Consider the following 24,546-nt stretch of genomic DNA (forward strand, 5'->3'; position numbering starts at 1 on the left):
GCCGGATCCACGAACCCCCGACAGACGAGGTCGGGATGACCGCCGCCCCGGGATGTCGTAGCCGGCTCGGACGCGTCGCAGTACGTGACCCGCAGATCAGCTGCTGCCCGACCAGCCCCAGGCGCCCGACGGCCGAGACGGCCATGTAGACGGCGACGCCGAAGAGGGAGAGGGCGATCACACCGCAGACGACAGCCCCGAGGACCTGCTTCCGCCCCATGCGCACCGTAGTCTGCCTGATCACTGTCCGATCGTACGAGCCCACCGCTGGGCCGCCGACAACACCCTCAGGTTCCGAGAAGCGACGAACCCGCAGGTCACCGAAGTGCATCGGCGACTGCGGGTGTCACGCTTCACGAACGGTGCGTCAGTGGTGAACGGGCGTCCGCCCGGCCGGCCGGTGCGTGCGAACCACTGGAGAGGTCGAGGGCCGCCGCGGCGTCCGGTGGGCGCGCATCCGCAGCACCAGCGCGTCGAGTGCGGCGCTGACCACGACGGTGACCGCGGTCGCGATCACCAGCAGGACGGCGAACTGCCTCCAGAACTCCGGTGTCAAGGTCGTGCCCACGGTGTCCACCCCCTCTGTGTGTCGAGCTCTGTCTGTCGAGTACTTCTCTCGATCTCATCGAACCGCGAGAGACGCGACGGCACAGGGTGCCGCAGGGCTCCCCCGGGGCGCCGGTCGGCCCGGTCTGCGGGCCAGGTGGCCCATGGCAGGGCGGGACCCACGGGCACACGCTGGAGGTGGTGGGTCCGCAACATTCTCTGGAGGCACGCCATGAACGCTTCACCCGCCACGGCATGCCGCGGGCCCTGCCCGTGGAGCACCGCGAGCGCCTGATGGGGCTCGCACGGGAGGTGTCGATTCCCCAGGGCACCCGGCTCTTCGAGGAGGGCGCCGGCGCAGATCGGTTCTGGATCATCCGCACCGGCACGATCGCCCTCGACATGCACGTGGCCGGCCGCCAGGCCGCCGTCATCGAATCGCTGGGACACAACGAACTCGTCGGCTGGTCCTGGCTGTTCGGCCCGCACACCTGGCACCTGGGCGCCGAGGCGACGACACCGGTACGCGCCTGGGAGTTCGACGCCACAGCCGTGCGCGCGCTGTGCAAGGACGATCCCGCGTTCGGCATGAACATCGCCCAGTGGGTGGGCGACATCGTGGCCCACAGGCTCCGCGCGGCCCGCATCCGGCTGCTGGACCTGTACGCCCCGTACGGCAGCGGGAGCATGCGGTGACCGCGCCGGCGGACCGTGACGAGCGAGGAGTGACCATGCGTGGAACACCGCACATCGTGAGCGACGTGATGACCCGCACCGTCGCCACCGTCGTTCCAGGGGCCGCGTTCAAGGACATCGTGCGCACGATGCAGGAGCGCAAGGTCAGCGCCCTGCCCGTGCTCGACGCGGCGGAGCGGGTGATCGGGATCGTCTCGGAGGCGGATCTGCTGCCCAAGGAGGAGTTCCGGGACAACGACCCCGACCGGTACACCCAGTTGCGCCGGCTGTCCGACCTCGCGAAGGCCGGCTCGGTGACGGCGGGGCGAGCTGATGACCGCCCCCGCCCTGACCGTGGAGCCGGATGCGACCCTCGCGCAGGCCGCCCGGACCATGGCCCGGGCCAAGGTCAAGCGACTGCCCGTCGTGGACCACGCGGGCCGGCTGGAGGGCGTCGTCAGCCGCGCCGACCTGCTGAAGGTGTTCCTCCGGGACGACGAGGAGATCGCGGAGGAGGTACGGCACGAGGTGGTCGCGTACCTGTTCCCGGGTCCGGCATCGACGGTGCGGGTCGAGGTACAGGACGGAGTCGTACGGCTCGGCGGCCGGGTGCGGGACACGTCCCTGGTTCCCGTGACCGCGCGGTTGGCGCGGGCCGTCGAGGGGGTCGTGGACGTGGAGTTCGGACTCGACGGGCCGGAGGAGCGCTCCGCGTAGCGCGAAGTGCCGTGAGCCCGTGAGCCGTTGCCCCGCCGGCCACCGACTGCCGACGAGGCAACGGCGTCTCAGCCGGCCTTGCGCCCCCAGCGCTCCCCGGTCAGCTCCCACTCCTCGCCCCACCGGTCGGTGGCCCGCCGCTCCACCCGCAGCCGGATCAGACGACCACCCGCGAGCACGAACAGTCCGCCGGCCAGTCCGGTCCCCGTACCGGCCAACACCGTGCGTGCCGTCGCCACGGCCGGGCTCGCGGGCTCGTCCACCAGGTGGCCGTTCCCGTCCGTCCACACCGTCACCGTGCCGCCGGCGGCGGTTCCGGCCTTCACGTCCGCCGTGGCGGTACGGACGGAGCCCTGCGCGTCGGTCCAGCGCACCTCCGCCCGCACACGGTTGTAGTCGGCCGCGGCGCGCGCACCGCGTGGCACGGTGCGGAGCAGCACGGCGGTGGCCGGCCGACGCTCCGCACCGTCCCTCGCCTGGGCGTTCGCGACGGCCTGCGCGCCCGCCACCCCGGCGACGGCACCACCGGCCGTCGCGAACGCCCAGGCGGCAAGGACGATCCATGCCTCGACCGCGTCGCTGTGCCGACGCAGTTCGTTGCGCCGCCAGCGCCACCCCAGGACCTTCACGCACTTGGTCTTCCGCATCGGTCACACCCCCTCACGGGCATCATGAAGACGAGAACAACAGGACGGTCCCACCGGGTGATCGCCGCGGGGATGGGCCGCCCGACCGTCGCGAGGGGGCCGATGAGGACACGCCGAAAGGGCCGGTTGGGCCGGTCGGCCCTAGTGCTTCCGGGCCGGGCGCGTGATGATCGTGCTCACGGACGGCCCGCAGTCCGTCCACACTCCGGGGAACAAGGGGTCGAGATGACCGAGGCACGCAGCTTCACCGCGCAGGACCCGATCCGTGTCTTTTTGTTGGACGACCACGAGGTCGTGCGACGCGGCCTGTCCGACCTCCTGGACGCCGAGGACGACATCTCGGTGGTCGGCGACGCCGAGAACGTCGAGCACGCCCTGGTACGAGCCCCCGCCGTACGCCCGGACGTCGCCGTCCTGGACGTCCGTCTCCCCGACGGCGACGGCATCACCGTCTGCCGCGAACTGCGCGACCAGATGCCGGAGTTGGCCGTACTGATGCTGACCTCGTTCGACGACGAGGACGCCTTGCTCGACGCCATCATGGCCGGCGCGTCCGGTTACGTGCTCAAGCAGATCAAGGGCAGCGACCTGGTCTCCGCGGTTCGGACGGTCGCCTCCGGGCAGTCGATGCTCGACCCAGCGACCACGGCCCGCCTGATGCGCTCGCTGCGGGCCGAACCCACTCAAGCCCCTGAGCTCGCACCGGAGTTGGCGAGCCTGTCCCCGCGTGAGCGGGAGATCCTCACGCTGATCGGGGACGGCCTGACCAACCGCGAGATCGGCAAGAGGCTCTACCTGTCGGAGAAGACCGTCAAGAACCACATCTCCCGGCTGCTCGCCAAGCTGGGGGTCCACCGCCGGGTGCAGGCCGCCGTGCTCGCCTCGCATCTGGAGCAGCCCGAGTCCGGCGACCGTTCCGGCGCCTGAGCCGCGCGTCGGGACGTCCGGCGCAACCAGAGGCCGTACGGCCCCTCCCTCCGGCCCTCCCGGCGGCACCACGCTGGGCAGGAACAGCCAACAGCCCGGCCGCCTTCGGGCGCGGGGCGGGGAGGAGACCCCATGCCCAGCACGGTTCTCGACGTCCCGACCCTGGAAACGCTGATCGCGGCGTCCGTCGCCGCACCCTCGATCCACAACACCCAGCCCTGGCGCTTCCGGCTCGACCCGGACACGGTCACACTGGAGATCAGGGCCGTCGCGGAACGCGGCCTGCGCCACACCGACCCGACGGGACGCGCCCTGCACATCTCGGTCGGCTGTGCACTGTTCAACCTGCGTATCGCGGTCGCCCACCACGGCTGGGAGCCCGTGACCCGACGCCTCCCCCGGCCCGACGAACCGGACCTGCTCGCCACCGTACGACTCGCCGGGATCGCACGGTTCCCGGCGGCACCGGAGTTGTACGACGCGGTGTGGCGCCGGCACAGCAGCCGCTTCCCGTTCTCCGACCGGCCGGTGCCCGCCGCCGTACTGACCGAACTGACCGAGGCCGCCCACGCGGAAGGCGCCGTACTGGACCTCCCCGGACCCACGCGGACCGACGGGCTGCTGCGGCTGACGCGGGAGGCGGAGCGGCGCAACATCGCGGACACCGGCCGGGCCGTGGAGAGTCGCCGCTGGGTCCACCCGCCCGACACCGAGTCACTCGGCATGCCACCCGAGACGATCGGTCCGCAGGACTCCCGGGAGCAGATACCCGTCCGGGACTTCGGCGCCCACCGGCACCCGACGGCACTCGCCGCCCGCCCCTTCGAGAAACGGCCCTCCATCGCCGTACTGTCCACCCTCCACGACCGCCGGACGGACTGGCTGCGCGCCGGAGAGGCACTCGAACGCCTCCTGCTGGTGGCCACTGTCCACGGCGTGCGGGCATCGCTCCTGCACCAGGCGCTGGAGTGGCCCGACCTGCGCGAGCAACTCGCGGACGGCCGACGGGAGCACGCACAGATGGTGCTCCGCCTCGGCTACGGCAGGCAGGGGCCCGCCTCACCACGCCGTACGGCGGGTCAGTCATTGGAGCGGGGCGCACCGCTGACCGCCATGCCGGGTGTGGCCGCCCGGTGAAGTGACCGTCGTCCGAGGCCACGGCCCTGGATCCGATCGTCCGCCGCACAGGCGAGTGGCCGGTGGAACACCAGACGGTGTTCCACCGGCCACTCTCTGCTGCTGCGGCCGTCCACCGGGGGCTAGCAGCGGACCAGGACGACGGGGCAGTCGGCCTCGCGCAGGGCGGTCCGCCCGACGGGGTCCAGCAGGCAGCTTCCGAACCGGGACCGGCCACGTACCCCTACCACCAGGAGCTGGCTGTCCGCGCCGGCCTCGGCGAGGGCTCGGCGGGATCGGCCCTGCGGCCGACGGCAGCGCAGGGTGACGTCCGGGTACCGCTTGCGCAGCTCGGACAAGGTCTCGGCGAGTGCGAAGTCCTCGTCGGCCGGGCACTGGACGCCGCTGCCGAGCGCCGGGCCTCGCACGACCTGCGGGCCCTGCTGGAGCACGCCCCCGCTCGGCGCGCCGCCGGACCGGCCAGGACGTGGCCGTGGTCCCGCTCGCCGAGGTCGTCGTCGGCGACGTGCTCGTGGTCGGCCCCGGAGACGTGGTCCCCGTCGACGGCAGTGTCCTGGCCGGTACGGCGGAACTCGACGAGTCCGTGCTGACCGGCGAGTCCGCCCAGGTCGAGCGCGGCACCGGCGAGCCCATACGCAGCGGCGTCGTCAACGCGGGCGGTGTCTTCGAACTCCGGGCGAGCGCCACCGCACAGGACAGCACGTACGCGGAGATCGTGCGACTGGCCGAGCACGCGGGTGCGGAGCGGGCACCGACCGTGCGGTTGGCGGAGCGTTACGCGGCCTGGTTCCTGCCGCTGTCGATGGGCTGGCCGCTCTCGCCTGGCTGCTGAGCGGGTCCGCCGTCCGCGCGGTCGCCGTTCTCGTCGTGGCGACCCCCTGCCCGCTCCTGCTCGCCGCACCGGTCGCCGTCGTCTCCGGATTGTCCCGGGCGGCCCGCCGCGGCGTCATCGTCCGGGACGGCGGGGCGCTGGAGCGCCTGGGCCGGGCCCGCACCCTGGTGATCGACAAGACCGGCACCCTGACCGTCGGCCGACCGCACGTCCTGGCGGTCGCCGCCGCCCCCGGGCGGACGCCGTCCGAGGTGCTGCGGCTGGCCGCATCGCTCGACCAGGTCTCCGCGCATGTGCCGGCCGAGGCGATCGTCCGCGAAGCACGAGCCCGGAACCTCACGCTGTCCATGCCCGTCGACGCCACGGAGGAACCAGGGCGCGGACCCGCGGGCACAGCGGACGGCCTCCGTGTCGGCGTCGGCAAGTCCGATGTCCCTCAGGCGGCCCTCCCCGACTGGGCCCGTGCCGTGGACAACCGCGCCGTTCTCGATGGGGCCGCCGTCGCCTGGCTCACCGTCGACGACGCCCTCGCCGGTGCCGTCCTGCTCCAGGACCCGCTGCGCCACGACGCCCCGCGTACGGTCCGCCGACTGCGGTCGGCGGGGCTGACCCGGCTGCTCATGCTCACCGGTGACCGCGCCGAACCCGCCCGCGAAGTGGGCGCCGTCCTGGGCCTCGACGACGTCCGGGCCGGTCAGCTCCCCGCCGACAAGGTCGCGGCGGTACAGGAGGAACGCACGCGGGCCGTCACCGTCATGGTCGGCGACGGCGTCAACGACGCGCCCGCCCTGGCCGCCGCCGACATCGGCGTGGCCATGGGCGCTCGCGGCTCCACCGCGACCTCCGAAGCCGCCGACATCGTCCTCACGACCGACCGTGTGGACCGCCTCGCCGACGCCATGGAGATCGCCGTACGGGCCCGCCGGATCGCGGTACAGAGCGCCGCGGGCGGCATGGCGATGTCGCTGCTCGCCATGATCGCGGCCCTCCTCGGCTGGTTGCCGCCCGCCGTCGGAGCCCTGCTCCAGGAAGGCATCGACGTCGCCGTCATCCTCAACGCCCTGCGCGCACTGCTGCCGGCCCGTGGCGCCCGGACCGCTCTCGAACCGGACGCCGAGGACGTCATCCACCGCTTCGCGGCCGAACACGACGACCTCCGGGACGCCCTCGACGCCATCCGCGATCCCGGACCGTCCTGCTCTCCGCGCAGGCCGGTCCGGGATCGCTGGCCGCCGTACGCCACGTCGACGAGCTGCTCACCACCCGGCTGCTCCCCCACGAATACGCGGAGGAACACCAGCTCTATCCCGCGCTGAACAGACAGCTCGGCGGACCGGAAACCACCGAGACAATGAGCCGGGTCCACACCGAGATCGCCCGCCTGTCCCGACGTGTCACGACCCACCTCCGTATGGCGGACGAGACGGGCACGCTGAAGCCGGAACAAATCGACGACCTGCGCGCCTGCCTGTACGGGCTCCACTCAGTCCTCTGCCCGCACTTCAGCCAGGAGGAGGAGAGCTACTTCTCACTCGCTCCCTGAGCCCGCCCGCCCGTGGGGGCCACGCGGCCAGTGCTCCTGATGAGACTCAGAGGGAACTGAGAACTCCCTGTGAAAGAGTTCCGACGCTCCCGTACCGCCCACTCTCCGGCCAACCCCCCATGGAGAAAGCCCTCATGAGCCTCACCGTCGTCAACGGACTACCCGTGCACGTTCTGTTCGTGCACTTCGTCATCGTGCTCGTGCCCCTGAGCGCCCTGGCACTCGTGGTGTGCGCGGCCTGGCCCGCGGGTGCCCGCCGACTCGGCCTGCTGCTCCCCATCCTCGCGCTCGTGACGCTGGCCAGCGTGCCGGTGGCCACCCACGCGGGAGAGTGGCTCGAACAGCACGTCGGCAGCAACCCGTTGGTGCGCAAGCACGCCGAACTCGGCGACGGCCTGCTCCCGTGGGCTCTGGGCCTCTTCGTGATCTCGGCCGTCGTCTGGTGGACGGCCCGCCGGTCGGCCCCCGCCGCGGACGGCGCGGCGGGGGCCTCATGGTCGCCCTCGGTACTGGTTCGGGGCGTGGTCGTGGCTGTTTCCCTCGCTGTCGCGGTCGGCGCCGTGGTGGACGTCTACCGGATCGGCGACTCGGGCGCCAAGGCAGCCTGGAAGGACAACTATTCCAAGACGGCCACGCAGAACGGCGGCTGACGGGACGAAGGCGACCTTGCGGCCTGGCTCCTCCGACTGCGCAACCTGCAGAACCTGGTGGACATCGCTGACGACAAGAACACCTCCGTCGTCTTCCTCGCACCCCTCATGTCATGAGCACCATCGGCAAACTCGGTACCTTCCCGCCCGGGAGACAGCAGCCATCTCCCCCGCACCGCCCGTCGACATCACGAAGACGATCCCCGGCGGCCACCAGCGCGTCCGGCGACGAAGCCGTCGGGACCGGCGGACGACCAGACCGCTCAGGGTGGAGCCGTGGCTGGTGCGGCACAGGTAGTGGTCGACGGTGCGCCGCCACGTGTCCTCGTCCAGCCGGTGGCCCAGCCTGCTGAAGGCCTGCTTGGAGGCGCGTAACGGTTGACGGTGTCGCCCTCCGCCTCCAGGATCCGGTCCAGGCGGCAGATGTCCCCGTACTGCTCGCGGTAGCCGTCCCAGTCGAGTTCGGCAAGGTCGCCGTAGCCCTCGAACTGACTGATGACGCCGTCGTGGAAGGGCACATGGAGCGTGCGGGACACGTCCTCGCGCTGGCTGTGGCCGGTGAAGTGGCTGCTCGCCCTCCCCCATTACGTCGTCCTGTTCTTCCTGTGGGTGGCGTTCCTGGGGATGAGCGTGGTGGCCCTCTTCTCGATCCTGTTCACCGGCCGCTACCCGCGCCCACTGTTCGACTTCAACACCGGTGTGCTGCGCTGGAGTTGGCGCGTGGCGTACTACGCGTACGGCGCCCTGGGCACCGACCGCTACCCGCCCTTCACCCTCGCCGACGTGCCCGACTACCCCGCTCACTGGGACGTGGCCTACCCGGAACAGCTGTCCCGCGGTCTCGTCCTGGTGAAGTGGTGGCTCCTGGCCGTTCCGCACCATCTGATCCTGGCGTTCCTGCTCGGCGGGCTGAAGGTGCCCTGGGCCTCGGCCGGCCTCATCGCACTGCTCGCCATATTCGCCGGGGTGTCGCCGGCCGCCACTGGGCGTTACCCGCGCGGCCTGTTCGACCTGGTGATCGGGCTCAACCGGTGGGTGCTGCGCGTGGTCGCCTACGCGGCACTCCTCACCGACGTCTACCCGCCGTTCCGGCTCGACCAGGGAGGTGACGAGCCCGAAGCCGCGTCCTGAGCACGGCACCCGTGGGGGCGCAGGGCCCTCAGGGCCCGGACGGCAAGGGCCCGTCGGGCCCGGACACGGCCCCGTCGGCCCACGCCACGGCCGCCGTGTCCGGGCCATCGTGGTGACAGGAGACCGACCAAGGAGGCTGCCATGACTGGACACACCGACGGCAACGCCATCGTGGTGGGCGTCGACGGCTCCGAGCCGTCGATGGCGGCCCTGCGCTGGGCGGCCGAGCAGGCAACAGTCCTGCACACGGACCTCGTCGCCGTGCACGCCTGGGAACCGTCCACGAACGGACACGCGCCCTACGCCCCGGCGCCCGTCGGCCAGACGCTCGCCCAGGAGCGCGAACGGGCCACGCAGATCCTCGCCGCCACCGTGCGCGAGGCCCTGGGACCCCGGACCGGCGATGCTGTTCTTCGCATCGTGGTGGAGGGGCCGCCCGCCCGCGTACTTCTCCAACAGGCGCGCGGCGCCCTGCTGTTGGCCCTGGGACGCAAGGCGCACGGGAACTTCGGACTGCCTTCGGTCGGTCCGGTGGGACGTGAGTGCCTGCGGCACGCAACCGTCCCCGTGGTGACCGTGCCGGTCGCGGACCGGTCCCGGGGACCGCTGGAAGCCGTCGGCTCACCCTCACTGGCCGTGAGCGGTGCCTCGTAGCACCAGAGCGGGTGGAGGGCCGACCGGCTCGGACCCCTGGGGTCCGGGCCGGCTTCTCGCGCCGGAGGGGTACGAGGAGTGCCGTCCGGAGTACGACGAGGTGGGGCCGGTCGGCTCCGGTGCGTGGTCGTGAGGCGGGTGCGCGGGGCGAGTTCGGTGCTCGCGCCGGTCGGTACCGGGTCGATGAGCCCGAGGGCGCGGTCGACGTCCGCGTCGTCGTACAGCGACTGTGCGGGGCGGTGCTTGGACCAGCCGTGGTCGTTGGCGTGCTGGGCGGCCTCCATCTGGAGCTTGGCGCTGTCCCGGAGCACGATCTCGATGAGGCGTGCGCTGTACCCGGTCGTCACGATGCGGCCGTGGAAGCCGTGACGCACCAGCTTGGGCAGGTATCCGCAGTGGTCGAGATGGGCGTGGGTGACGACAACCGCCTCGATGTCGGCGGCGTCGCAGGGCAGCCGATGCCGCAGTCGACGAGTACGCGCGCGTGGTCGCTCTCGACGAGGAACTTACTGCCGGTCACCGTCCCCACCCCGCCCAGGAACGTGAGCAGTGGGGGTCTGGTGCGGGTTTTCACCGGCTGTACCGACGGTGCCACTCCGTTCAGGGTCATGGCGCTCTTCTCGTCGAAGGAGCGGGGCTCGATGATGTGCGCGGCCGGGAGAACCGCCCCGGCCGCGCACACCTGGCGCGACACGGCCTGTACGTGTGCTCAACCGTGCTGCACCGGGATGGTCAGGGTGCCCGTCTTCGTCTCAGGCACCGGGACCGTGATCGTCAGGACACCGTCCTTGTACGCGGCGGCGGCCTCGTCGCCCTGCGCGCCGGCCGGGAGCCGGAGGGCGCGGGCGAACGTCCCGTAGCGGAATTCCGTGCGGTACTTCTCCGTGGTCTCCTCACTGCGCTCGGCCCGCAGGGTCAGAACGCCTTCCGAAACCGTGATCTCGACGTCCTTGGCGGGGTCGATGCCCGGAAGCTCGGCCCGCACCACGTACATCCCGTCCGTCAGGTTCTCCTCGATCCGGATGTGGTGCAGCCCCGCAACAACGTGCGTGCCCGGGAACCCGGTCTCGACCCAACCGAACAGGTCGGGAAGTGTCGGCCAGCCAGGCAGCCGCTCGATCATGCCGCTCATGGTGTCCCTCCCTCTCTTTTCCACTTCCAGCGTCCCGCGCGAAGGCGTCGCACGCGTGGGCCGACCGGCCCCGTGGACGACCCGGTCGGCCCTGGCGGCCGATCTTCTTCCGGCTCTCAGAAAGGCTCGGGGTCCGGACGGCGGGGTGGTCCCACGAGCACACAGTCCACGTCCACCACGCCCTCCACCGCCCGCACCAGGCGGGTGGCGACGGGGACGAGGGCGGTGTCTGGGATCCGGCCGGTGAGAGTGGCGACGCCGTCGCACACCTCCACCCGGATCGGTTCGGCCACCTCCGGGAACAGACGGGCGACGACCTCGCGGCGGATCTCGTCCGCGATGTCCTCGTCGTCCCGGAGGAACACCTTCAGGAGGTCGGAGCGGCTGACCATGCCCTTCAGCAGGCCCTGGTCGTCGACCACGGGGAGCCGCTTGGTCCGGGTCTGGGCCATGGTGCGCGCGGCCCGGGCGAGGGTGGCGTCGGCGTGGACCGTGAGAGCCGGGGCGGTCATCAGCTCACCTGCTGTGACGGCCCCGGCCTTCGTCAGGTCGGACAGGCGGCGCAGTTCGGAGTACTGGTCCGGGTCACCGTCGTGGAACGCCTCTTTGGGCAGCAGGTCGGCCTCGGAGACCACGCCGATCACTCGCTCCCCGTCGTCCAGGACGGGCAGGGCGCTGACCTTCCACCGCTGCATGGCCTTGACGATGTCCTTGAAAGCCGCGTCGCGTCGAACGGCGACGACGGTGCGGGTCATCACATCGTTCACGATGTGGGGAGTGCCGTGCATGATGTCCTCCGATGTCGTCACGGGACACCATCAGCCTCGGTCACAGCAGTATTTCGACACATGGGCCAAGTGGTCCCCTTCTCGGCCCCGATGGGCACTCCTGCCCTTGTGCGGTCACGACGACCCTGGTGGTAGAGGGCCCACGGCCCAGTCCGCGGGCATCGTTGCAGGGAGGTGTTGACCGTGCTGCGCCCTGTTGCCGTAGGACTGGACGGTTCACGCGAGAGCTTCGCCGCCGCCGACTGGGCGGCGAGGGAAGCACTGCGCCGGGGTATGCCTCTGCGCCTGGTGCAGGCGTGGGAGGCTGCGTCGCCGGAGACGTCGAAGCTGCCCGAGTTGGATGCGCCCCGGTTCTGGGCGCGGCGGATTCTGCGTGAGGCCGTGGCCCGGGTCAACGAGCGCTATCCGCAGGTCTGTCTCAGTGCCGACCAGATCTCCCGGCCCCCGGCCGACGCCCTCGTGGCGGCGGGTGCGGAGGCCGAGCTGCTGGTGCTGGGCAGCCGCGCGTTCAGCGGGTTCGGCGGGTTCCTGGCCGGTTCCGTGGCGTTGGCCACCGTGGCCCACGCGTCGCGGCCGGTCGTACTGGTCCGTGCCGACGAGACCCCCGAGAGCGAGCGGATGCCCGGCTCCGACGGCGCGCCGTCGGCCCGTACGGCGTACCGCGACGTGGTGGTGGGCGTCGACACGGCGCGTCCGTGCGAGGAGGTTCTCGCGTTCGCCTTCGAGAGCGCTGCTCTGCGGTCCGCACCGCTGCGTGTGGTGCATGCGTGGCAGCAGTCGATCTCGCCGGGGCCCGGAGCGAAGAACACGAGCGCGCAGGACGACGCCGAGCGGGACCTGGCCAGGGTCCTCGGACCGTGGCGCGAGAAGTATCCGACAGTCGAGGTCCATGAGCGCGTGGCGAACGACCATGCAGCGCACCTGATCCAGGGCGCTGCCGCAGACGCCGGTCTGCTGGTCGTCGGCCGCCGCAACCGACCGGCCAAGGTCGGCGCGCACACCGGCCGGGTCGACCACGCGGTGATTCACCACGTCCGCTGCCCGGTCGCGATCGTCCCGCACGAGTGAAAAGCACCGCCGGGGTTCGGTCAGCCCCTTCTCCGCGTCGGTGAGGAACATTCCGCATGCCGGAGATCGCGTTGCCAGGGCGGCGGGCGATCGGGTTGGTCACGTCATTGGTTGCCCTCGTCCATCTCCTTGAGCTGTGTGTACGGCACGTCGGCCTCAGCCAGGAGCACGTTCATGTGTCCCGGCATACCTCCGGCCACTGGGTGGACCGCGTAGCTGACCTCGACGCCGTGCTCGGTCAACAGCTTGGCCAGGTCGGCGAGTTCGTGCTGTGCCTGGGCGGCGGCGAGTCCGTACCCGGGGACGAAGATGACCTTGCGCGCGTACGCGAGCTGGATCGCCACGTGGTCGGCCGAGAGGGCGCGCAACTGGGCCGGAGCCCCGGATCCGGTCGTCGCCGGAGCGCTGTCGACGGTGCCGAAGCCGCCGATCACGATGTTCATGATGGACCGGTTCATGGCGTCGGCCATCGGCTTGGTGAGGATGCCGCCCGAGGAGCTGACGAGCATGCCCGCGATGATCAGGGGGTCTCGTTGAGGACGAAGCCCGCCATGGCGACCGCCGACCCCGTGAACGCGTTCAGCAGGGCGATGACCACCGGCATGTCGGCGCCGCCGATCGGCAGGACGATCGTCACGCCGAACAGCAAAGCCACGACGACGAATCCGTACAGGGCAATGAGCGAGTCCGGGGCCGGCACCAGCCAGACGGTGCCGACGGCGAAGGACGCCGGGGGCAGCACGTTGAGCAGGCGCGCCCCTGGGAACACCACCGGAGAGCCGGCCACGAGGCCCTGGCGCTTGCCCGCCGCGACCAGCGAGCCGGAGAAGGTGACCGCGCCGATGACGATGCTCAGGGCGCCCCGGACCGAGACACGTGCGCCCGTCGCGGCCGGATGGTCGGCCTGGTGCAGGTCGTTGACCGCGATGACGGCGGCGCCACCGCCAACGGCGTTGAAGATGCTGACCGGTTGAGGCATGGCGGTCATCTTGATCCCGTGTGCGGCCCACAGGCCGAGCGAGGTGCCGACGACACCGCCACTGACCAGAACGAGCCGGCCGGCTCTGGGCCCTCGTGGACGACGAGCCACACCGTCGCCACGATCGCGACGGCCATCGCCCCGGCGGAGAGTGTGTTGCCGCGGCGGCCCGTGCGTCGGTGGTTCATCAGGTGCAGGCCGATCACGAAGCAGGCGGCGATCAGGAAGACGCAGTGGACGGCGTTGGAGACGGTGTCCATGGCGGTCGCACCTCCTTGTCCGGTGTCTCGGTGCTGACCTTGTCCGGGGTGCCGGCGGTGGGCCGGGCCTTGAACACACCGAGTTGGAACCGGACATGAGCGGGGTGTGCAGGGTCGCCGGGACCTTGGTGATGACCTCGATGCCGACCAGGACGCTCAGCACGAAGACGGTGATCGCGGTGAGGAGGTCGAGGTTGTTCATGAGGATGTGGCGATGGTGCCGCCGCCGGAGAGGCCGAGGACGCGTCCGGTGGACGGGTCACGTCCGGGGCGGCGACGCACGACCAGGCGTGCACGGCGGAGCTGTAGTGCTCACCGGTCACGATCTGGACAGGGCGCCCCAACTCCACTGCGTACCTGGGGCGTTGGTTCCCGAACGGGCCTCGGACCCGACGGCTCCCTCGGCCAAGTACATTCGCTCACCGCGTTCGATCGCCGCGGTGACGCCCTCGACCCACAGCAGGGTGCCGTCGGTGTCGGCGACTGCGAAGACGTGTCCGTCGCCGGCGGCACCGTCCCCCAGTAGTTCCCGGAACAGGGGCAGCGCCGCGGCCAGTGGACGGGTGCGTCGGTACGCGGCCAGTTCCGCAGCGGTCGCGCGCAGCGGCCGACTGCCGTCGGGGTGTACGCCGCGCAGAGTGCAGCGTCGCCACGACTCGGCGACGAGGTCTCGCGTCTGCGGCAACACTCCGGGCGTGGTCACGAACTGCTCGTGTGCCGTGCACAGCGCGGGTGCCGAGGTGGTGACGGGAGTTCGCATCGAACCTCCCACATGCCTTCTCCGGAGCGGTCGCCGGTGCGCCGGGCATGGGGATGCAGCAACCGCATGACGTTCGGTGCTCGCGGTCCGGCCAGGGCTGGGGAGGAACGATCTACGGTGGCGGAGCAGGCGCCTGCTTCCCGGTCACCGGTACCTTCCACACGAGCGCGGTGCCGCCGCCCTGCGGAGTGGTCCACTCCAGGTCTCCGCCCAGTTGACGGGCCCGCTCCTCCATGTTGCGCAGCCCGCTGCGTCGGCCCTCGGCCGGTACGCCCACCCCGTTGTCGGTGACCGTCAGGCGCACCTCGCGGCCGTCGGTCACCAGGGCGACGTCGGCGCGGCCGGCCTGGGCGTGCCGGGCGATGTTGGTCAGCGCCTCGGAGAGCACGGCGATCACGTGGTCGGCGGTCTCCCGGGGCACGTCGGTGTCGACCAGTCCCTCCATCCGTACGCTGGGCGCGAAGCCGAGCACCGCAGAGGCCTCGCCGGCCGCGCGCACGACACGAGCCCGAAGTCCCGTCCCGGCGCCGCCGTCACGCGCCCGCAGGCCGAAGATCGTAGATCTGATGATCTTGATGGTCTCGTCCAGGTCATCCACCGCCCGCGCCACGCGTTCGGCGGCCTCCTCGTGCTCGATGAAGCGGCCGGCGCTCTGCAGGGTCATGCCGGTGGCGAACAACCGCTGTATAGCCAGGTCGTGCAGGTCGCGGGCGATGCGGTCGCGGTCCTGAAGAACAGCGATCTCCGCCGCGTCCCGACGGTGGTCGGCCAGTTCCATCGCGACGGCGGCCTGGGCGGCGAAGTCTTGAAGGGTCTCGGTCTCCGTGGCTGAGAAGGGCTGCCGCCCGGCCTCCCGCGCCAGCAGGACGACGCCGCGCACACCAGCCTCTGCCGTACCGATGGGCACGGCCACGGCAGGACCGAGTCCTCCGAAGCGCGGTGGATCCAGCGAGATGCGACCGTCGTTTCCTACGTCCGCGCTGGTGACGGGGGCGGCGCGGGCGAAGGCAAGCCCCATCAGGCTGCGGTCCATGGACAGGATGAGCCCCTGGTGCGCCTCCGCGTCCATCCCGACGGCGATCTCCACGGCGAGCGATCCGGTGTCCTCCATCGGCAGCGCCACCACCGCGAGGGCCGATCCCGTGATCTCGCCGGCCCGCTCGGCGATCAGGGCGAGGACGTCGGTGCGCGCGCCGCTGGACATCAGGCTGTGGGTGATCTCGGCGTTGGCCTGAAGCCAGCGCTCGCGCAGCCGGGACTCCTCGTAGAGGCGGGCGTTGTCGATCGCGACACCGGCCGCGACGGCCAGGGTCGACAGGACCGACTCGTCGTCCTCGTCGAACTGCCCACCTCCGCGTTTCTCGGTCAGGTACAGGTTCCCGAATACCTGGTCGCGTACGCGGATCGGGACACCGAGGAAACTGTTCATCGGCGGGTGGTTGGGCGGAAAGCCGTACGAGGCGGAGTGCTGGGAGATCTTCGCGAGCCGCAACGGCTCCGGGTGGCGGATCAGCTCGCCCAGGATGCCGTGGCCCTGTGGATAGGGGCCGATCTCGGCGATCTGCTCCTCGGTGACGCCGACGGTATGGAAGGCCGACAGTGCCTTGCCGTCCGGGGTGATCACGCCGAGCGCGGCGTACTCGGCGTCGACCAGAACCGCCGCCGCCTCCACGATGCTGTACAGGGCCTGCTCCAGGTCCAGCTCCCGGCCGACTGAAAGCACCGCCTCCAGGAGACTGTGCACCCGGTCGCGCGTACCCCGAGCGATGTCCAGACGGGCCTGCAGTTCCTCCAGCAGCTCGTCCATCTTCAGCTGCGGCAGCCGGACCCGAGCCACCCGGGACTCCTCAGGGCTTCCCACTGGTGATCCTCCAGATCCCCTCAACACACCGCCGGCCCACCGCTCCGGTCATGTGCCACGGTAGCCGCCCCACGCCGGTGAGGATACGGGGATCAAGTACCTGGAGAGATGTTCCGGAACCCGAGGACTCGATCAGCGGCCCTCGTCTCCGGGCGGCACCCGTCCTGAGCGGCGATGCCCGCCTGACCGCTCCGCTCGATGCCGTCCTTGACCAGTTGGTCCGACGACACGGAAAGGGGACCCACTGGCCCGCACGCAGGGCCGGGCGGCCCTGTGTGCGCCCTCGGCACCAGGGCCAGTCTGGAACTGCTGACGAACGATCAAAGGAGTGGAGCAGATGACGCTCAAGGACGCCGGCAGCCACATCCCTTCCCCCGCCGCCGTACAGGTACGGACCGAGGGGGACGTGGACGAGGAAGCACTCACCTACCTGCGGGCCAAGCTGAGCGCGGTCCTCGACCGCCCGGGGCTCGCTCCCGTCGGCGGCGAGGTGCGGATCACCAGGGCCGCGGCGCACCACGCCGAGCAGCCGTGGTCGGCCGGGGCCGAGATCCGGGTGGGGCGCGAGCTCCTCGTCGTCCATGCGCGGGAAGCGAGCGCGCACGAGCTCGCGGACCGGTTGCAGGACCGGCTGCGCAGCCGCCTGGACCGGGCCGTTCACCGTGAGGACACAGCCCGCAGGTCGGCCACCCCGCCCCCGTGGCGCGGCGGCCCGGCGGACGGTCGGCAGGATCTGTGAGGCATGCTCCGGGCGACGGCCCGTCGCCCGGCACGAGAGGAACGGCCGCTCCCGGCATCGCAGTGGGGAGGCTGTTCCCCTCCGGCGCAGGTGAAGGAGAAAGTGCCGTGAAATCCCGCACCGTCGGTGAAGTGATGACCAGTGACGTCGTCCGGGCGCATCCCACGACATCGTTCAGGGAAGTGATCCGACTGCTGGAGCGGCACCGGATCAGCGGGGTGCCCATAGTCGATGACGACGACAAGGTGATCGGAGTGATCTCCGGAACCGATCTGGTGCGTGAGCAGGCGCACCGGGCCGACGTCGGCGAGGGCCGTGCCGGCACCGCGGAACAGTTGATGTCGACGCCCGCGGTCACGGTGCACCCGGAGCAGCCCGTCCCGGGCGCCGCTCGGGTGATGGAACGTCATGGCATCGAGCGGCTGCCTGTGGTGGACGAGGAGGACCGCCTGATCGGCATCGCCACCCGCCGCGATCTGCTCCGGGTCTTCCTCCGTACGGACGAGGACGTCCGCCGTGAGGTGATCGACGACGTCATGGTCGGCGCCCTCGGTCTGGCGCCCGACGCCGTCACGGTGCTCGTCCGGGACGGTCTGGTCACGCTGACCGGGCCGGTGGAACGCCGTAGCGACGTCCCGAAGGCGATCAGGGCGGTGTGGCAGCTGGAGGGCGTCGCCGGAATGGTCAACGGTCTCACCCACCGCGTCGACGACTGACCGCCGCCCGCACGGAGGCGTCAGGGGCAAAGGGCCGAGCGGACACAGCACAGGGCCGAACGGCCCTAGCCCGACGGGTACCGGGGCGGCTCAAATGGCCTGATCAAACACAGACACCCCACCTACCGACCGCCATCAGGGCGTCCGGGTGGAGCGTCGGCCGGAGACATCGACCAGTGAGTGACGAACTTGCAGGGAGGCCTCCCGGGGCCCCGGACCGAGAGCAGCCGGTCGCCGCGGAGCCGCCGCGCCGGACCGTCGAGATCGACGGCACGGAGGCACTGCGGCTGCTGGGCAGCGTGCCGCTGGGAAGGATCGCCTTCACCCGGCAGGCACTGCCGACCATCCGCCCGGTGAACCACATCGTGGACGACGGCAACATCGTCATCCGTACGCATGAAGGCGCGGCCCTGACCTCACACACCCTCCAAGCCGACGGCCCGGGGGTCGTCGTGGCCTACGAAGCGGACGCCATCGACCCCGACACGCGCCTCGGCTGGAGCGTGGTGGTCACGGGATACGCCCACCTGGTCACCGACGCCCGCGAACTGGCCCGCTATCAGGCGCTGTTGTATCCCTGGGTGCGGCAGCCGATGGACTACGCGGTCCGTATCCACCCGGACCTGATCACCGGGCTCCTGCTCGTCCCCGTCGACCAGTCGGCCGAAGCCTGACACCTGACTCTCCCGTGCCCGCCCGGGCGGGCACGGCCATGTACGCGTCAGCCGTGAGGAACCACCGCTACGGGCGCATCAGCGCCGCGCAGGACCGCATGGGTCACCGGGCCGACGAGCGCGCCAAGCGGGCAGCCCCGGTGCTTGTGGCCCATGACGAACAGCGAGACGTCACGTGCCACATCGGCCAGGCGTGTACCGGCCTGCCCGACCGCGGCCTCCTCGATCACCTCGACGCCCGGGAGCTTGTCCCGCCACGCCCTCAGTAGGTCGATCAGCGGCCCCCCGCTTCGGCTCGGCAGCGGCATCGGGCGGACCGGACGGCTCCTTCCAGTCGTGCACGATCCGCAGGGTGGGGGCGCCATGCTCGGCCGCTTCGAGGTGAACTCGGTTACGGCTCGTGGAGTTCGCACCGCTCGAGACGGAGTACGACGTCACAGCGCAAAGCCGTCTCGCGGGCGGCGGCCCAGTCCGCAGCGGCAAGGCGTTCGGCCGAGCCGTCCAGGCCGAAGGTGACGCTTCGCGGCTGCGCATGAACGACCGGGGCGCCACCGCCAGTTGGCGGTGGCGCCCCGGTCGCGACGGGCATCCGGCTGTCTACTTCAGCCAGTTGTGGTCGCGGACGATGGGCAGCGTGGCCCAGACCTTGCCGAGACCCCACGTGGCACCGGCGCCCGCCGCCGCGAGGGCGATGATCACGACGGCGTAGATCAGGTGGTAGTCCGCGAACGGGTTGGACGACATGCTCAGCGTGCCGTCGGACAGGTGCTGCGCGGGCGGCCATTCGGCGATCCACATCAGCGCCATCATCGCCGTACCGGCTACAGCGGCCAGTCGCAGCGCGACACCGGAGACCAGCGCGATGCCGACACCGAGCAGACCGAGCATGAACAGCCAGTTCGCCCAGCCTGCACCGGCCCAGTCATGGAATGTGGACTCCATCGGGCCGGCCGCCACAGAGCTCAGGAAACCCTTGGTGGGCGAGCCGCCGTCGATCCAGCCCTTGCCGGACGGAGTCGCGTAACCGAACCCGAACGTCTTGTCCAGGAACGCCCACAGGAAGACGAACCCCGTCAGCAGACGCAGCGACGCGAACGCGTAGGCACGCGCCGCAGTGGTCGCCGCCGTCGTGTCGGTGGCGGCCTGTGCCGTTGCGGTCCGGTGGAAGGACGGGAAGCGGAATCGCGGGTGGTGTTGGGGGTGGTTGTGGACTGCCATGATGCTCATCCCTTTCGAGGGAACGACGCTTGGGATTCGACGACTCTCGTTGCGCCCTCAATGTCTCGCGAGGGGCGGTGGCGGTAGAGGGACTGCAGGTCCCCGGTCGAGGGCCCGGACGGCCCTGTCTGCCGGGTCACTTGGCGGTGGGCACCACGACCACGGGGCAGTGGGAGCGGTGCAGCAGGGTGTGCGCCACCGGGCCAAGCCGCGGGCCGAACCGGTGAGTGCGGTGGTGCGCGCCGACGACCACGACGGCGCTGTCGCGCGTGGCCTCCAGCAGGGCGTGCGCCGGCCCGGTGCGGACCGTGCGGCTCTCGACCTGGATGCTGGGGTGCCGCTCGCTCAGCCGGGCCAGGCTGAAGCGCGGAACGGAGTCCTCTGCCCTTTCCTGCTGGGCGAGTTGCTTCTGGCCGGGGCTCGTCCCCGGGACCAGTGAGGGCAGTTCGGGGGTGACGTGCCGGTGTGTCCAGGAGTGCAGGACGCTCAGCGGGACACCGCGGCGCTCGGCCTCCTGGAAGGCGTAGAGCGCCGTGTCCTCGTCGCTGTCGTCCTCCAGGCCGAGCAGCACGTGCCGGCCGCCGTCGCACGGGTGATCGCCGCGGACTACCAGCAACGGGACGTGCACCTGCGCGGCCAGCCGCAGGCTCACCGAGCCGAACAGCAGGCCGGCGAAGCCGCCCATGCCCCGGGTCCCCACGACGGTGAGATCCGCGCTCTCGCTCTCACGCACGAGCGTGCGCACCGGACCGCCGACGGCGTCCTTGGTCACCACCGGCAGCGCGGGGTGACGCTCACGGACGCGCGTGACCGCGGATGCCAGGACGGGTCCCGCCTCGTCGCTGTCGGGCACGGCGTACACGACACGCAGTTCGGCACCGCGGCGCGCGGCTTCGTCTGCGGCCAGGTCCAGCGCCCGGACGGAGACCAGCGAACCGTCCACTCCGGCGACCACATGATGGAGAGTCATGTTCCGTTTCCCTTCTGACTGTTGCGTGCTCACGGCGTTCGGCGGGAAGGGGCCGCCCATGCGCACAACGGCTCCGCTGGCGATGCTCGTCCTGCGCGGACGAACCGGGGCAGGGGCCACGGGAACCTGCTGACACGCCGTACGGCCCCTTCTTGTGGGGCCGTACGGTCCAGGCGTCGTCCCGTCACGGACGAAGAGAAAAGGGAGAGACCCGACGCGCGCTGGCTCACCGAGAGGGAATCTGTCGCCGTTCACCCCCGGCGAGGGCAGTAACACCTCTGCTCCCCCGCAGTTACGCGGGGCGCACCGGAGTAGTTGGATCCGTCCCCTGTTCCATGGCTTCGGCATTGCCGATGGCGAGTTGAGGGCCGGGATCCGGCAGAGCCCACTGCTGCGGACTGATCCGGTGTGCCAGTGCGTCCCAGTCGGCGACCGTCTGCTTCGAGAGCGAGCGCAGGCCGCGGTGTCGGTCGAGCCGGGCAAGCAGGTCTGCGCCGGAAGGCAGGCCCGCCTCGGTGACAAGCCGGAGTGTGATCACCGCTTCCGTCAGGCGCAGCGCTCCGGCAAGCGCGCCAGGCTCTTCATGGACGCCGTCGGATGCTGAGAAACCGTGGCTGAGCACGTTGCGGATGCGCGCGGTGACGAAGGCCCAGGGGCGGACGGTCCCGGCGAACAGCCATGCGCAGACGTCTGGGCCAAGGCCCTCGGCCAGAGCGAGGAGGCGTTGCTCCAGCGTCACTTCCGTGAACTTGATCGCGTCGCGGACATTCCGTCGCTCACGGGACGTGAACGTGATCTCCGACTGTTCAAGGCCTTTGCGAACGCGCTCCGCGAAGGGGTACTCGGTCGGGTCGGCGTGCAGGGCACGGTGCAGGGTTTCCGCGGCGTTCACGACGTCCAGGAACTGCAGTTGCAGGGATCCCGAACGCGGACGGGGCTCTACCGCGTCCAACGGGACCGAGCAGCGGCGAGCCACTTCCAGCCACGAGAGCAGGAACGATGCCATGTCCTCCACAGCAGGTGACAGAGGGAAAGGAGGAGGCACGGTCGAAGGGAGAGTCTCCCCTCGGAAGGCGGGGCCTCGGGGCTGACGGGCAGGTTGAAGACGGTGACCGGTTCGTCGACGCCGATCGCCACCAGGGCTCTCATCGGCCCTGTGATGTCCTTGTCGAGGTCGTCCAGGGTGAACCCGGGGTTCGGGACGCCCTGACGATCACCCGCTCACGTACCGACTTCATACGCCGTCCCGAAAGGCGCTCGTCCCGAACGCCGATGGTGATCGAGCCGTTGTCAAGGGAGGCGACGACGTCTTCGGGCGCGACGTAGGGCCCTGGGCGCACCTGTGGACCGCGCAAGCCGCTCAGGGGCCACCACGCCGGAAGGCCGGTGATCTCGAAGAAAGCGCTGGAGAATCGTGTGGTGTCTCTGACATGGCCTCCGCGTACGAGGCTGCCTACGCGCCATGTCGTCACCCACTGGTCGTTCGTGCTCTCGGTGGTGCCGGGCTTGTTGATGGTCGTCGGCGGGACGAGATGAAGCCCGTCGCCGCCCCGGTCCACCTGGAAACCGCCGACGAGTGTCAGCCGCCAGGCACCGCCGACACCGGTCAGCGATCCCGACACACGTTCCGTCGGGGATTCGGGCGCCCACCAGGCACCGTGTCGCTGCTCGCTCACAGACTCTCCTGAGGCATTTCTGTCACTGTACGAGTCGGAAACCATCCCCCGATGCCGTTCAGGGGCGCCCTCAACACCCCGCTGTCGAGCCCTCACTCACGTCCGTGACGGTTCGCCACTGTGCGGCGTCCTGGGCGAACGCCTCCAGGCCGCTCCGGGGGTGCACGGTGTTGAGCTCGTCGACGACGGAACGGGACACGGTGCCCATGACGTTCTCCGGCCCCAGCGCCAGCAAGTGCCCTGGGCCGATAGGCAGTACGAGGGTGTTGGCGACGCCGAAGGCCACACCGTACGAAACGTTCGTCCCTTCCCGACGGATGGTCACTGCGGGGTTGTCCCCGATCAGAAACTGGCCTGTCTCGGGCATGAGCACCTCCAGCCGCCAAGTCGACGCCATGGCCCGCACCTTGTGGAACATGTCCTCGACGCTGGTGCGGAAGATCTTCCCGCTCTCATGGTCGCGGACGACCCCGGGCCCGTCTCGCGCAGCGCCTCGCGGCCCAACTGCGCCGGGTGGTTCCTGACCAGCTGGCCGACCAAACCCACACGTGCCCGAGCAAAGGCGTCGATGTGCACACGGCGGTAGTGGTACGACCGGACGTAGTGGAGCACGATCAGGTCATGAAGGGCGGCCGCATGAAGCGGGTCGGCGAAGGGGGTGCCGGCGTGTACGGCGGACAACGCTGACGGGACGCGCCGCTCCACTGCGCACCACAGCTCTTCGGCGGATACGGAGTCGAACGCGACGAAGTTCTCGGCCCAGCCGCAGGCTCGTGTGCCTCTTGGCTTGTGCCGGCGTGCGGGGTTTCGCAGGTCGAACGGAAGCAGTTGCCAGCCACTGCCCTTCGGCCCAGGCATCGTGAACTGTCTGAGCAGGACCTGGGAGACGAGGTGCTGTCGCGATGTCTGCTGTGCCGTCCCACACGTCGGATCGTGCCAAGTGCCCCTCGCCGGAGCTAAGGGCTTACGGATAGCAGGCCGCCGCAGGCACGGGCGCCGGTCATCAGGTCGCACCGGTGAGATCCACCCCGTACATCGAACGCCCGCCGACGAGTTCACGTCCCGTCACCAGCTCGGGCTCGACGCGCACGAAAACCTCCTGGGGCGAGGGCACCCAGGAGGACGGCCCGGTTCGGGTCAGGCGTTCGTGTTCGGCCGGGTCGGTCACCACGGTGGCCGACCCGGTGACGACGACGCTCCAGCCGGAGTGTGCGACGGCATCGACCTCGTCGACCTCGAAGGCGACCACCGAGCCGTCGATCGCGCGCACCAGCTCCGAGGCCGCGGAGGTACGCAGCAGCACCGCCCCGTCGTGGTCCAGGGAGAAGTTCACGGGCAGGACGGCAGGCAGGGCCTGGCGGGTGTGGACGATGCGGCCGACGAGTGCCTGCCCCAGCCGGCGCAGGCACTCGTGTCGTTCCAGTTCGCGGAACCCATCGTTGGAATACATCAGCCAGTCCGTTTCTCGTCCCGTGTGCGGGTCTGCGGGTCTCAGTCCATGTTTCGCTCCGCAGGGTCGGCGGGTGAGGGGCCATCGGTCCCCCTCGCTTCGGAGAACGTCCCCTGACGCGTGGTGATCCGGCGTCCGGTGAGGCTCAGCGCGTCGATACGGACCCACTCCTCGCGCGGGCCCCCGGCCCACGGCGTGCTGAACGCGTGTTCCGTCAGACGCCGTACGTCGTCCGCGTCGGTCACGGTCCGTGCCCGGCCGATCGCCAGCACACTCCAGCCTTCGCTGAACGCGTCGTCGATACGGTCGATCTCGAAGGTCACCTGGCAGCCCGCTGCCCGGGACGGCATCGCACCGGGAGCGGTCCGGTACACGATCGCGCCGTCGACCACGCTGTAGTTGACGGGGACGATGACGGGTCCCGAAACGGTCGGTATCGCGACCCTGCCCACCCCATGCGTCGACAGCAGCTCGCGGCACTCCTGGACGGTCAGTTCGGCGAACGTCGGGTCGGAGCCGGCTCGCCCCGGGCCGGGCGTCTGGTCGCTGTCGCCTCCGGCGAGGTCGGTCACGGTGGTGTGCAGGACCTCGGCGAGCCTGAGCAGAACGCTCCGGCCCGGAGCGGCACCAGGGAACTCCTCCAGGTACTGGAGGTAGCTCGCCGCCACGCCCGTCTGTGCGGCCGCCTCCTCCCTGGAGAGGTCAAGTGCCTTGCGCCGTACGGCGATCCGGCGTCCGAGGTCACCCCTGGGTGAGCCCGCTGTCACGCTCATCGGGAACGGGTCAGCCATGGCTG

25 protein-coding genes and 6 pseudogenes are annotated in these 24,546 nt (G+C 70.7%); 12 read left to right on the forward strand and 19 right to left on the reverse strand.

Annotated elements, in window-relative coordinates; all coding sequences use genetic code 11:
- Nucleotides 1-367: 367 nt before the first annotated feature.
- Nucleotides 368-568, reverse strand: coding sequence for a hypothetical protein (locus ACFYZ8_RS09220; protein ID WP_388531018.1), 201 nt, complete (start codon nt 566-568; stop codon nt 368-370).
- A gap of 233 nt (nt 569-801) precedes the next feature.
- Between ACFYZ8_RS09220 and ACFYZ8_RS09225 the strand changes: the two genes are divergently transcribed.
- A complete protein-coding gene (locus ACFYZ8_RS09225; protein WP_359028643.1) occupies nt 802-1,242 on the forward strand; it encodes a cyclic nucleotide-binding domain-containing protein in 441 nt (146 codons plus the stop codon).
- Nucleotides 1,243-1,277: 35 nt separating this feature from the next.
- Nucleotides 1,278-1,938, forward strand: a pseudogene (locus tag ACFYZ8_RS09230) (CBS domain-containing protein).
- 68 nt (nt 1,939-2,006) lie between these two features.
- Here ACFYZ8_RS09230 and ACFYZ8_RS09235 read toward each other — a convergent pair.
- The gene (locus ACFYZ8_RS09235; RefSeq protein WP_388531015.1) at nt 2,007-2,585 is read right to left on the reverse strand and encodes a hypothetical protein; all 579 of its coding nucleotides are present in this window, start codon (nt 2,583-2,585) and stop codon (nt 2,007-2,009) included.
- Between the two features lie 225 nt (nt 2,586-2,810).
- On the opposite strand from ACFYZ8_RS09235, the gene ACFYZ8_RS09240 reads away from it, so the two are divergent.
- Together ACFYZ8_RS09240 and ACFYZ8_RS09245 are read left to right on the forward strand one after the other, a co-directional pair.
- Nucleotides 2,811-3,512 carry a response regulator gene (locus tag ACFYZ8_RS09240; RefSeq protein WP_388531013.1) on the forward strand — a complete coding sequence of 234 codons (702 nt, stop codon included), beginning with the start codon at nt 2,811-2,813 and terminating at the stop codon, nt 3,510-3,512.
- Nucleotides 3,513-3,644: 132 nt separating this feature from the next.
- On the forward strand, nt 3,645-4,649 hold the full coding sequence (locus ACFYZ8_RS09245) for an Acg family FMN-binding oxidoreductase (RefSeq protein WP_359028532.1): 1,005 nt from the start codon (nt 3,645-3,647) through the stop codon (nt 4,647-4,649).
- Nucleotides 4,650-4,771: 122 nt separating this feature from the next.
- Here the strand turns inward: ACFYZ8_RS09245 and ACFYZ8_RS09250 are convergent, their stop codons facing one another.
- Entirely contained in the window at nt 4,772-5,080 is a 309-nt protein-coding gene (locus tag ACFYZ8_RS09250) for a universal stress protein (RefSeq protein WP_389049775.1), read from the reverse strand.
- Between ACFYZ8_RS09250 and ACFYZ8_RS09255 the strand changes: the two are divergent.
- Nucleotides 5,012-7,024 (forward strand): annotated as a pseudogene (locus ACFYZ8_RS09255) (heavy metal translocating P-type ATPase); the annotation flags it as partial. The gene ACFYZ8_RS09250 and the pseudogene ACFYZ8_RS09255 overlap by 69 nt on opposite strands.
- A 134-nt stretch (nt 7,025-7,158) precedes the next feature.
- A complete protein-coding gene (locus tag ACFYZ8_RS09260; protein WP_388531010.1) occupies nt 7,159-7,674 on the forward strand; it encodes a DUF2231 domain-containing protein in 516 nt (171 codons plus the stop codon).
- Between the two features lie 234 nt (nt 7,675-7,908).
- Here ACFYZ8_RS09260 and ACFYZ8_RS09265 read toward each other — a convergent pair.
- Nucleotides 7,909-8,216, reverse strand: a pseudogene (locus ACFYZ8_RS09265) (glycoside hydrolase family 65 protein); the annotation flags it as partial.
- Here ACFYZ8_RS09265 and ACFYZ8_RS09270 point away from each other — a divergent pair.
- Together ACFYZ8_RS09270 and ACFYZ8_RS09275 are read left to right on the forward strand one after the other, a co-directional pair.
- A complete protein-coding gene (locus tag ACFYZ8_RS09270) occupies nt 8,170-8,805 on the forward strand; it encodes a DUF4389 domain-containing protein (RefSeq protein WP_388531007.1) in 636 nt (211 codons plus the stop codon). The pseudogene ACFYZ8_RS09265 and the gene ACFYZ8_RS09270 overlap by 47 nt on opposite strands.
- 141 nt (nt 8,806-8,946) lie before the next feature.
- A complete protein-coding gene (locus ACFYZ8_RS09275) occupies nt 8,947-9,459 on the forward strand; it encodes a universal stress protein (RefSeq protein ID WP_388531004.1) in 513 nt (170 codons plus the stop codon).
- A gap of 389 nt (nt 9,460-9,848) precedes the next feature.
- Here ACFYZ8_RS09275 and ACFYZ8_RS09280 read toward each other — a convergent pair.
- The 3 genes and pseudogenes from ACFYZ8_RS09280 to ACFYZ8_RS09290 form a co-directional block, all read right to left on the reverse strand.
- Nucleotides 9,849-9,926: pseudogene (locus tag ACFYZ8_RS09280) on the reverse strand (MBL fold metallo-hydrolase); the annotation flags it as partial.
- A 242-nt stretch (nt 9,927-10,168) separates the two neighbouring features.
- Entirely contained in the window at nt 10,169-10,591 is a 423-nt protein-coding gene (locus ACFYZ8_RS09285) for an Hsp20/alpha crystallin family protein (RefSeq protein WP_359028528.1), read from the reverse strand.
- A gap of 116 nt (nt 10,592-10,707) precedes the next feature.
- A complete protein-coding gene (locus ACFYZ8_RS09290) occupies nt 10,708-11,379 on the reverse strand; it encodes a CBS domain-containing protein (RefSeq protein ID WP_388532092.1) in 672 nt (223 codons plus the stop codon).
- Nucleotides 11,380-11,562: 183 nt separating this feature from the next.
- Here ACFYZ8_RS09290 and ACFYZ8_RS09295 point away from each other — a divergent pair, with 183 nt between their 5' ends.
- The gene (locus tag ACFYZ8_RS09295) at nt 11,563-12,447 is read left to right on the forward strand and encodes a universal stress protein (RefSeq protein WP_359028527.1); all 885 of its coding nucleotides are present in this window, start codon (nt 11,563-11,565) and stop codon (nt 12,445-12,447) included.
- A 104-nt stretch (nt 12,448-12,551) separates the two neighbouring features.
- Here ACFYZ8_RS09295 and ACFYZ8_RS09300 read toward each other — a convergent pair.
- The 5 genes and pseudogenes from ACFYZ8_RS09300 to ACFYZ8_RS09320 form a co-directional block, all read right to left on the reverse strand.
- Nucleotides 12,552-13,435, reverse strand: a pseudogene (locus ACFYZ8_RS09300) (NAD(P)(+) transhydrogenase (Re/Si-specific) subunit beta).
- Entirely contained in the window at nt 13,432-13,686 is a 255-nt protein-coding gene (locus ACFYZ8_RS09305) for a hypothetical protein (RefSeq protein WP_388532146.1), read from the reverse strand. The pseudogene ACFYZ8_RS09300 and the gene ACFYZ8_RS09305 overlap by 4 nt, the downstream one beginning before the upstream one ends.
- Before the next feature lie 76 nt (nt 13,687-13,762).
- Nucleotides 13,763-13,888, reverse strand: a pseudogene (locus ACFYZ8_RS09310) (proton-translocating transhydrogenase family protein); the annotation flags it as partial.
- 117 nt (nt 13,889-14,005) lie between these two features.
- The gene (locus ACFYZ8_RS09315; protein ID WP_388531000.1) at nt 14,006-14,446 is read right to left on the reverse strand and encodes a hypothetical protein; all 441 of its coding nucleotides are present in this window, start codon (nt 14,444-14,446) and stop codon (nt 14,006-14,008) included.
- Between the two features lie 112 nt (nt 14,447-14,558).
- Nucleotides 14,559-16,307 carry a GAF domain-containing protein gene (locus tag ACFYZ8_RS09320; RefSeq protein ID WP_388530997.1) on the reverse strand — a complete coding sequence of 583 codons (1,749 nt, stop codon included), beginning with the start codon at nt 16,305-16,307 and terminating at the stop codon, nt 14,559-14,561.
- 337 nt (nt 16,308-16,644) lie between these two features.
- Between ACFYZ8_RS09320 and ACFYZ8_RS09325 the strand changes: the two genes are divergently transcribed.
- From ACFYZ8_RS09325 to ACFYZ8_RS09335, 3 genes are all read left to right on the forward strand, one after another.
- Entirely contained in the window at nt 16,645-17,046 is a 402-nt protein-coding gene (locus ACFYZ8_RS09325; protein ID WP_359028524.1) for a hypothetical protein, read from the forward strand.
- Between the two features lie 107 nt (nt 17,047-17,153).
- Nucleotides 17,154-17,762, forward strand: a complete 609-nt coding sequence (locus ACFYZ8_RS09330; protein ID WP_359028523.1) for a CBS domain-containing protein — start codon at nt 17,154-17,156, stop codon at nt 17,760-17,762.
- A 263-nt stretch (nt 17,763-18,025) separates the two neighbouring features.
- Nucleotides 18,026-18,436 carry a pyridoxamine 5'-phosphate oxidase family protein gene (locus tag ACFYZ8_RS09335; RefSeq protein WP_359028639.1) on the forward strand — a complete coding sequence of 137 codons (411 nt, stop codon included), beginning with the start codon at nt 18,026-18,028 and terminating at the stop codon, nt 18,434-18,436.
- 47 nt (nt 18,437-18,483) lie between these two features.
- Here ACFYZ8_RS09335 and ACFYZ8_RS09340 read toward each other — a convergent pair whose 3' ends face one another.
- The 7 genes from ACFYZ8_RS09340 to ACFYZ8_RS09370 form a co-directional block, all read right to left on the reverse strand.
- Nucleotides 18,484-18,744, reverse strand: coding sequence for a universal stress protein (locus ACFYZ8_RS09340; RefSeq protein ID WP_388530993.1), 261 nt, complete (start codon nt 18,742-18,744; stop codon nt 18,484-18,486).
- A gap of 289 nt (nt 18,745-19,033) precedes the next feature.
- Nucleotides 19,034-19,654, reverse strand: a complete 621-nt coding sequence (locus ACFYZ8_RS09345; RefSeq protein WP_388530991.1) for a hypothetical protein — start codon at nt 19,652-19,654, stop codon at nt 19,034-19,036.
- A 136-nt stretch (nt 19,655-19,790) separates the two neighbouring features.
- Nucleotides 19,791-20,624, reverse strand: a complete 834-nt coding sequence (locus ACFYZ8_RS09350) for a universal stress protein (RefSeq protein ID WP_388530988.1) — start codon at nt 20,622-20,624, stop codon at nt 19,791-19,793.
- A 292-nt stretch (nt 20,625-20,916) separates the two neighbouring features.
- Nucleotides 20,917-21,630, reverse strand: a complete 714-nt coding sequence (locus ACFYZ8_RS09355) for a HEPN domain-containing protein (protein ID WP_388530985.1) — start codon at nt 21,628-21,630, stop codon at nt 20,917-20,919.
- A gap of 740 nt (nt 21,631-22,370) precedes the next feature.
- Complete coding sequence (locus ACFYZ8_RS09360) at nt 22,371-22,718, reverse strand: hypothetical protein (protein ID WP_388530982.1); 348 nt, start codon at nt 22,716-22,718, stop codon at nt 22,371-22,373.
- A 585-nt stretch (nt 22,719-23,303) separates the two neighbouring features.
- The gene (locus ACFYZ8_RS09365; protein ID WP_359028517.1) at nt 23,304-23,750 is read right to left on the reverse strand and encodes a pyridoxamine 5'-phosphate oxidase family protein; all 447 of its coding nucleotides are present in this window, start codon (nt 23,748-23,750) and stop codon (nt 23,304-23,306) included.
- A gap of 41 nt (nt 23,751-23,791) precedes the next feature.
- Nucleotides 23,792-24,541, reverse strand: a complete 750-nt coding sequence (locus ACFYZ8_RS09370; RefSeq protein ID WP_388530979.1) for a helix-turn-helix domain-containing protein — start codon at nt 24,539-24,541, stop codon at nt 23,792-23,794.
- Between the last annotated feature and the right edge of the window lie 5 nt (nt 24,542-24,546).

Origin of the sequence: Streptomyces sp. NPDC001668 (assembly GCF_042893155.1) — a bacterium.
Taxonomy (GTDB): Bacteria; Actinomycetota; Actinomycetes; order Streptomycetales; family Streptomycetaceae; genus Streptomyces.

Bases quoted from the DNA above. Each gene is read 5' to 3' on its own strand.
- ACFYZ8_RS09225 (WP_359028643.1), top strand. From the start codon at position 802: ATGCCGCGGGCCCTGCCCGTGGAGCACCGCGAGCGCCTGATGGGGCTC.
- ACFYZ8_RS09235 (WP_388531015.1), bottom strand. From the start codon at position 2,585: ATGCGGAAGACCAAGTGCGTGAAGGTCCTGGGGTGGCGCTGGCGGCGC.
- ACFYZ8_RS09240 (WP_388531013.1), top strand. From the start codon at position 2,811: ATGACCGAGGCACGCAGCTTCACCGCGCAGGACCCGATCCGTGTCTTT.
- ACFYZ8_RS09245 (WP_359028532.1), top strand. From the start codon at position 3,645: ATGCCCAGCACGGTTCTCGACGTCCCGACCCTGGAAACGCTGATCGCG.
- ACFYZ8_RS09260 (WP_388531010.1), top strand. From the start codon at position 7,159: ATGAGCCTCACCGTCGTCAACGGACTACCCGTGCACGTTCTGTTCGTG.
- ACFYZ8_RS09270 (WP_388531007.1), top strand. From the start codon at position 8,170: ATGACGCCGTCGTGGAAGGGCACATGGAGCGTGCGGGACACGTCCTCG.
- ACFYZ8_RS09275 (WP_388531004.1), top strand. From the start codon at position 8,947: ATGACTGGACACACCGACGGCAACGCCATCGTGGTGGGCGTCGACGGC.
- ACFYZ8_RS09285 (WP_359028528.1), bottom strand. From the start codon at position 10,591: ATGAGCGGCATGATCGAGCGGCTGCCTGGCTGGCCGACACTTCCCGAC.
- ACFYZ8_RS09290 (WP_388532092.1), bottom strand. From the start codon at position 11,379: ATGCACGGCACTCCCCACATCGTGAACGATGTGATGACCCGCACCGTC.
- ACFYZ8_RS09305 (WP_388532146.1), bottom strand. From the start codon at position 13,686: ATGGACACCGTCTCCAACGCCGTCCACTGCGTCTTCCTGATCGCCGCC.
- ACFYZ8_RS09315 (WP_388531000.1), bottom strand. From the start codon at position 14,446: ATGCGAACTCCCGTCACCACCTCGGCACCCGCGCTGTGCACGGCACAC.
- ACFYZ8_RS09325 (WP_359028524.1), top strand. From the start codon at position 16,645: ATGACGCTCAAGGACGCCGGCAGCCACATCCCTTCCCCCGCCGCCGTA.
- ACFYZ8_RS09340 (WP_388530993.1), bottom strand. From the start codon at position 18,744: ATGCCGCTGCCGAGCCGAAGCGGGGGGCCGCTGATCGACCTACTGAGG.
- ACFYZ8_RS09345 (WP_388530991.1), bottom strand. From the start codon at position 19,654: ATGGCAGTCCACAACCACCCCCAACACCACCCGCGATTCCGCTTCCCG.
- ACFYZ8_RS09350 (WP_388530988.1), bottom strand. From the start codon at position 20,624: ATGACTCTCCATCATGTGGTCGCCGGAGTGGACGGTTCGCTGGTCTCC.
- ACFYZ8_RS09355 (WP_388530985.1), bottom strand. From the start codon at position 21,630: ATGGCATCGTTCCTGCTCTCGTGGCTGGAAGTGGCTCGCCGCTGCTCG.
- ACFYZ8_RS09360 (WP_388530982.1), bottom strand. From the start codon at position 22,718: ATGTTCCACAAGGTGCGGGCCATGGCGTCGACTTGGCGGCTGGAGGTG.
- ACFYZ8_RS09365 (WP_359028517.1), bottom strand. From the start codon at position 23,750: ATGTATTCCAACGATGGGTTCCGCGAACTGGAACGACACGAGTGCCTG.
- ACFYZ8_RS09370 (WP_388530979.1), bottom strand. From the start codon at position 24,541: ATGGCTGACCCGTTCCCGATGAGCGTGACAGCGGGCTCACCCAGGGGT.